Here is a 7,065-nt window from a genome sequence, read left to right as displayed (position 1 = left end):
CCTGTAGGCTTAAATTTTGACTCTATTTTGAATTCTGGCATCATCTCACCTCCGAATTTAATTAATATAATTATATTCTATCTTTTATCTTTACCTTATTCAAATAAAAATACTCAAAAAAAAGAAAGCTATCGCTTTCTTTTAAGTTCTTCTAAAACCTTTTTAAAATCATCATTCCCTATTCCAAATACATCTTCTCTCTTTACCATTTTAGGTACCAATAATATTCCAACTCGCTTTTGTCTAGGCTTTACTGTATAGTCTAGTATTTCTCCTGATTTCCTCATAATTTTAAAATGAATATCATAAACACTGTCTTTTACAGTTTTAAAAATTTCTACTTCTGATACTACTCTAGTGTTATTTACTTCTAAAATCTTATCTCCACTACGGATACCAACTTCATAGGATGGTGACATAGGTGATACTTCTAACACAGCTACCCCATCATCATCACTAACATAAAAATAAGATCCCTTATTTTCTAGTTTTTTATCAAGCTTTAATACTATTTCGCGACCTATAGGTAAAAGAGCTATTGTTATTATTTGAAACACTAACCCTAAATTAGCTATTTGTGATATTAATATTAGCGAAATACCATAAGCTAATATTAATCCTCCAGAATATATAGGTTTCTTTTTCTTTTCCATAGTAAATGTAACAGAATTATAATTAAATATACCATACATAGGTAGTGATGAAACTACTGCAGTTGCTAATAATGCAACAGTGGATGCTTTGTTTATTAAAGGCCACCATTCTGGTATTGCCACATTTCCTACAGCACCTCCTGTACCCATGCCATTTAATACTATTAAAACAGCAACAGGAACTGGCCAATATCTATCAAAAGCAAATCCCCCTATTATTTTGTTATCTTTATTTGAAAATACAGGTAAAGCACCTCTACTTCCATCTATCATAACTAATACAGCTTCTACAATGTAGATTACTCCTATAAATATTATTAATGCTGGTATATTAATATTTATGTATGATTGTGTATTAGTTTTTGTAGCTACAAACGTAAATATTATACTTACTAAACCTAATACAGCTCCTGAATATGCGAAACCTACAAATCTCTTCTTAAAGAATAGCAACATAAGCGATACAACAAATAATAATTCTATTCCTGAGTTCTTTTCAAAAACTATTCCTAAAACACTTAATATAACGCTTGCTAAAGCTCCACCTAAAATACCTAATACTAATTGTGACAATGTAAGTTCTAAGGGAGAGTTTAAACTCTCCCCTATTGTCATTTTTTGCATCATAGATATTCTTCTATTTCTGGAGTAAAATATTGCTCCTAAGATTATTAATGTAAGAGTATGTGATGGCTCAACTATGGCAAATGCTACAGTTCTTAATGTATATAGTACTAGTTCCATCTAAGAGCCTCCTATTTTAATTTCTCATTTATTATCTCTAACGCCTTATTAAACTGTGGATCAACACTTCTGTTATAAGGTTGATTTAATAACTCTTCTGGTATTTTAACCTCAATATCAGGTTTTATACCTATTTTGTGTATGTTTTCTCCATTTGGAGTATAGTACTTAGATGTAGTTACCTTTAATCCGCCTTTTCCATCTTTAAGTTCTAAAAGCTGTTGAACAACACCTTTTCCAAATGTATTTTGACCAACTGTAGTAGCTACAGAATAATCTCTTAATGCTCCTGTAACAACCTCTGAAGCTGATGCACTACCTTCGTTAATTAATACAACTAAAGGCATTCCTTGTGCTACTCCTCCAATTGATTTAGATTCATTTTTATTTCCGTATTTATCTATCGTATAAGTTACTGTTTCACCCTTTGGAATAAATTGTGATGCTATTTTAACTGATTCTCCTAAAAATCCTCCTGGATTTCCTCTTAAATCTAAAATTAATCCTTCCATTCCTTGGTTTTTAAGTTCAACAATCTTGTTTTCAAAGTCTTTGGCTACTTCTTCATCAAAAGAAGCTATTTGAATATATCCAGCTTTTTCATTTAACATTTCACCTTTAACAGCTATCATTTTTACAACATCTCTTACTATTGTCGCATCAAATGGTTCTCCACCATCTCTAGATAATGTTAAGGTAACAGGCTTTCCTTCTTCACCTTTTATTAAAGAAATAGTTTTCTCTACATTTGCTTCTCCAATTTCATTTCCATCAACTTTTAAGATTACATCTCCAGTTTTAAGACCTGCAGCCTCTGCTGGTGAACCTTCTAATGGTGCAACTACAGTTACTTTATCATCTCTTACGCCTAACTGTGCTCCTATTCCAACAAAATGACCTTCACTTTGCTCAACAAAAGCTTGATACTCATCACCATTCATAAAAACAGTATATGGATCATTTAATGACATTGTCATTCCTTTAATGGCAGCTTCTAAAAGCACTTCATCATCTATTTCTCCATCGTATTTTGCTAAAAGCGCATCTCTAACTTGGAACAATAGATTATATTTACTTGTATCACCTATATCTTTTATATCTTCAGCAACAGATTGATCTAACCCTCTTAATATTATTCCATTAAATGCAAATCTGTTTCCTAAATAAAAGAACCCAAAACCTGTAATACAAAATGCTAATATTAAAGATAGAATTAAGATAACCTTGCTACCGCTGCCCCTTTTCTTTCTCCCTCCCGTATTAAAATTCTCCATACTTTATACTTCCTTTCATACCAAATAATAATTAAACTCTCCTATACATCTAAGAATCTTCTTAATGCAGCTATACTACCAATTGCTCCAACAACAACACCACCTGCTAAGAATAGCCAAGTTAATGTTCCTAATACAAAGCTTGGTGTTACAAGGTTAACTAAGAACATTGTTGATACAATGTATCCATATATTGATTTATATGCAAAGTAAAGTAATGCACTAGAAAGTAATGATCCTATTGCCCCTATTACTATACCTTCTATTATGAAAGGCCATCTAATAAACCAATCTGTAGCTCCTACAAACTTCATTATTCCAACTTCTTTTCTTCTTGAGTAAACTGTTATTTTTATAGTATTTGTAATTAAGAAGATAGATACTCCTGCAAAAGTAATGAATAAAACTATCCCTACTACTTGAACACCTTTTACTACTGAACTTATCTTATCGATTAAGTCTTGTTGATTTCCTATACTTTCTACTCCAGTCATTTCTTTAACTGAATCTCCTATAGCTGTTGCAGCTTCAGGATTTTCTAATTTGACTATAAATGAACTTGGAAGTGGATTGTTTTGCAGATCATACCCTTGTAATAAACCTGGGTTTTCTGCTAAGCTTTCCTTGAAGTTTAAGAAAGCATCTTCCTTTGATTCGTATATTACTTCTTTTACTCCTGATTGTTCATTTAATTTTATTTCAATTTCTCTTTGGTCTACTAATTTTACATCATCTTGTAAATAAACTTTTATCTCTACTTTAGATGCTACATCTTCAATACTTTTACTAAAGTTTAAAGCTAATAATGAAAATGTACCGAATATGAAAAATGTTATTAGTACTGTAATCATTGCTGCTATACTAATAGTTCTATTTCTTTTAAGGCTTTTAAATGCATCTATTATGAAATATTTTATAGTATTAATTTTCATCTTCGTACATCCCCCTCTTTTCATCTCTTGCTATACAGCCTTTTTCTATAGCAATAACTCTCTTCTTCATGTTATTAACTATATCCTTAGCATGGGTTGCCATTAATATAGTTGTTCCTGCTCTATTAATATCATCTAATAAATCCATTATTTCCTTAGCTGTTTCTGGGTCTAGGTTTCCTGTTGGCTCATCACAAATAAGTACTGATGGGTTATTAACTATAGCTCTTGCTAAAGAAACTCTTTGTTGTTCTCCCCCTGATAATTCATTAGGGAACATTTTATATTTATGTGAAAGTCCAACTAAAGATAACACCATAGGAACTCTCTTTCTAATTTCCTTTGGTGATGCCTCTACAACTCTCATTGCAAATGCAACATTTTCATAAACATTTAAAGTTGGTATAAGCCTAAAATCTTGGAATACCATACCTATTCTTCTTCTATAATAAGGTATTTGCTTTCTTGATACTGTAGATAACTTTTTATCTGTTACTGTTACCTCTCCTGATGTAGGATCAATTTCTTTTATTAACATTTTTATAAAAGTTGATTTCCCTGCTCCTGAAGGACCTACTAGGAAAACGAACTCACCTGTATCGATTTTTATGTTTACATCTGATAATGCCTTAACATTATTATCATACAGTTTTGATACATTTTTAAATTCTATCATAATTTAACACCTCTCCAGCGCATTTTTCTTTTTGTAAAACCCATAGGGTTATTATAGCATAACAATTACTCTTGAAAAATGTTTTTTCATATTTAAAGCTACTGTATTGCTTATTTTTCCCCATATTATAAGGCTTTTTAATAAATAATTAATAATCTGTAAACCCTCTTCCTAATGCTTCTGTTGATTCATTAACTGTAATAAATGCATCAACATTATTGTTTTTTATAAATTGTTTTAAGGTAATAAATTGATTTGTATTTAAAACAGTATACACTATATTTGTATCTGAACCAGTATATCCACCTTTTCCTGTTAATACTGTACAACCTCTATCTATATTTTTAGTTATAAACTCTACTATAACCTTTTCTTCCTTTGTTATAACAAATACCTGTCTTACAGGATTTAATCCATCTATAAACTTATCTACTAAATTACCTACTAATATAGCACTTAATAATCCAAATAATCCTTTTTCAATTCCAAATACATATATAGCTAATAATGTAACTGTACAATCTGCTAGTAGTAGCCCCTGCCCTATAGGTAAATGAAAATACTTATTAATTATTTTTGCAATTATTGTAGTTCCACCTGTTGATGCATCTTGATTAAATACTATTGCAGTACCTATTGCTATACAAGCTGACCCAAATATACTTACTAATATATAATTATCAGTAACAGCAATTGGATTCATATACTTTTCTATAATCCACATAAATACTGAAAGCATTACTGTAGCATAAATACTTTTAGCTCCAAATGACCCTCCAATTAAGAAAAATGCTAATCCAAATAAAACTATATTAAATGCAAATGTTAATATACTTGGCTCAATATTAAAAATTGAATTTAAAACAAGAGCCAATCCTGATATTCCACCGGCTGCAATTCCATTAGGAAAGAAAAAATACTCTAGCCCAAATGCAACTATTGCAACTCCTATTGTTGATAATAAATATTCCTTAAACTTATTCATTCTAACTTCCCCCATTTTTACTTTTGTTAATTATTTTTATTCTAAGTTTTTAAATCCTTCCCCCATAACCTCATGGACTTCTCCAACGGTTATAAATGCCTTTTTATCTATCTCAATTATATAATGTTTTAACTTTATAAACTCTTTTCTTCCTATTACAGTATATAATACTGATGTCTCATTTTTCGAAAATCCACCTACACCTTTTAAAAATGTGCATCCTCTTTCTAGCTCATCCATTATAAATTTACTTATCTTATCATTTTCACTACTTATTATAGTAACCTCTGTACACTTATTAAATCCTGCTATAACCTTATCTATTGCAACTCCATTTATAATAACTGCTAATAGTCCATATAAACCTATATCAATACCAAAGGTTATTGCGCCTAAAAATGTTACTATAAAATCTACTACTAATAGTGATTTTCCTATTTCAATGTGAAAAAACTTATTTAAAATTTTTGCTATTGTGTCAGTTCCTCCAGTACATGCATCTGCATAAAATACAATTGCCATACCTACTGCTGTAATTAATGTTCCAAAAATGGTTGCAATAATTAAATCATTAGTAATTGCTTGTGGTTTTAATGTTGCCTCTATCAATGACATAATACCAGCTAAACTAAAGCTAGCATACACAGTTTTTACTCCAAAAGCTTTTCCTAAGAATATAAATCCTACTATAAAAAGCACAAGATCCATCATAAAAACTAATGGTCCTGTTGATATAGCTGGTATATAATGATTTATTACAATTGCTAACCCTGTAAGTCCACCTGCCGCTATATTATTTGGAATAAAAAAATACTCTAATGATAGTGCTACTAATAATACCCCAAATGTAATCATTCCATATTCTTTTATTTTTGACTTCATATAAATATCCCCCTTTCATTAAGGAAGTTTTTGTATTATCTTCCCTCAAATTATTAACTTTTATCCTATCTTCCTCTTATTTATTAATATTATTATATAAATAATATTCTAAACACCAAATATATTATATTACTTTTTGGTACTAATTGTAATTATTAATAAACAAATAAAAGCCACAGTCAAACTGAGGCTTTTACTTATATAGCTATTTTTGTGGTAATTTTAGTGGTAATTTATATAATTATTATATTTACTTTTTTAAGCTTATTGCTTTTTTAGCTTTTTTAGCAACTTCTTCAGCTGTTAAATCATATGCCTTTAATAATTCGTCTGGCTTTCCACTTTCTCCAAATACATCCTTAACTCCAACCTTTAAAACTGGTACTGGACATTCTTCTGATAAAGCTTCTGCTACTGCTGATCCAAGACCACCAATGATGTTATGTTCTTCAACTGTAACTATAGCATTAGTTTCTTTTGCAGCATTTATTAATATTTCATTATCTAATGGCTTTAATGTATGAATATTTAATACTCTAGCCTGGATACCTTCTTTTAATAATTCTTCTCTTGCTTCTAATGCTGTATCAACCATTATTCCTGTTGCAACTATTGTTACATCATTTCCTTTAGCTAATTCAACACCTTTTCCTAATTTAAACTCATAAGTAGCTGCATCATTTACTACGTTTACTGCTGCTCTACCTAATCTTACATAGCAAGGTCCATCTATTTCAGCTATTGCCTTTATAGCTGCTTCAGTTTCTACTGCATCAGCTGGACATATTACTGTCATGTTTGGAATACTTCTCATTATAGCTAAATCTTCGATAGCTTGGTGTGAAGCTCCATCTTCCCCTACTGTTAATCCTGCATGTGTAGCACATACTTTAACATTTAATTTTGGATAACAAATTGA

7 protein-coding genes are annotated in these 7,065 nt (G+C 30.2%); all 7 read right to left on the bottom strand.

Features of this window, described 5'->3' with window-relative positions; translation table 11 throughout:
- Positions 1-128: 128 nt before the first annotated feature.
- Positions 129-1,397 (bottom strand): PDZ domain-containing protein, encoded by a 1,269-nt coding sequence (locus tag ACRDBA_RS00495; protein WP_438570991.1) that lies wholly within the window; start codon positions 1,395-1,397, stop codon positions 129-131.
- An 11-nt stretch (positions 1,398-1,408) separates the two neighbouring features.
- Positions 1,409-2,671 carry a S41 family peptidase gene (locus ACRDBA_RS00490; RefSeq protein WP_438570990.1) on the bottom strand — a complete coding sequence of 421 codons (1,263 nt, stop codon included), beginning with the start codon at positions 2,669-2,671 and terminating at the stop codon, positions 1,409-1,411.
- Between the two features lie 41 nt (positions 2,672-2,712).
- On the bottom strand, positions 2,713-3,603 hold the full coding sequence (gene ftsX, locus ACRDBA_RS00485; protein ID WP_438570989.1) for a permease-like cell division protein FtsX: 891 nt from the start codon (positions 3,601-3,603) through the stop codon (positions 2,713-2,715).
- A complete protein-coding gene (gene ftsE, locus ACRDBA_RS00480) occupies positions 3,593-4,279 on the bottom strand; it encodes a cell division ATP-binding protein FtsE (protein ID WP_438570988.1) in 687 nt (228 codons plus the stop codon). Before ftsE ends, ftsX begins: the two co-directional genes overlap by 11 nt.
- Positions 4,280-4,427: 148 nt before the next feature.
- Positions 4,428-5,264 carry a YitT family protein gene (locus ACRDBA_RS00475; protein WP_438570987.1) on the bottom strand — a complete coding sequence of 279 codons (837 nt, stop codon included), beginning with the start codon at positions 5,262-5,264 and terminating at the stop codon, positions 4,428-4,430.
- Positions 5,265-5,300: 36 nt separating this feature from the next.
- A complete protein-coding gene (locus ACRDBA_RS00470) occupies positions 5,301-6,146 on the bottom strand; it encodes a YitT family protein (protein WP_438570986.1) in 846 nt (281 codons plus the stop codon).
- Between the two features lie 250 nt (positions 6,147-6,396).
- On the bottom strand, positions 6,397-7,065 hold a 669-nt coding region (locus tag ACRDBA_RS00465; RefSeq protein WP_438570985.1), incomplete at its 5' end, for a transketolase family protein.

It is taken from the genome of Clostridium sp. (genome assembly GCF_051654825.1).
In the GTDB taxonomy this organism is placed as follows: Bacteria; Bacillota; Clostridia; order Clostridiales; family Clostridiaceae; genus Clostridium.
This window is presented reverse-complemented; position numbering and strand designations above follow the sequence as displayed.

What these genes read in the sequence shown, in the direction of transcription:
- ACRDBA_RS00490 (WP_438570990.1), bottom strand. Translation starts at nt 2,671, where the DNA reads ATGGAGAATTTTAATACGGGAGGGAGAAAGAAAAGGGGCAGCGGTAGC.
- ACRDBA_RS00495 (WP_438570991.1), bottom strand. Translation starts at nt 1,397, where the DNA reads ATGGAACTAGTACTATATACATTAAGAACTGTAGCATTTGCCATAGTT.
- ACRDBA_RS00470 (WP_438570986.1), bottom strand. Translation starts at nt 6,146, where the DNA reads ATGAAGTCAAAAATAAAAGAATATGGAATGATTACATTTGGGGTATTA.
- ACRDBA_RS00475 (WP_438570987.1), bottom strand. Translation starts at nt 5,264, where the DNA reads ATGAATAAGTTTAAGGAATATTTATTATCAACAATAGGAGTTGCAATA.
- ftsE (WP_438570988.1), bottom strand. Translation starts at nt 4,279, where the DNA reads ATGATAGAATTTAAAAATGTATCAAAACTGTATGATAATAATGTTAAG.
- ftsX (WP_438570989.1), bottom strand. Translation starts at nt 3,603, where the DNA reads ATGAAAATTAATACTATAAAATATTTCATAATAGATGCATTTAAAAGC.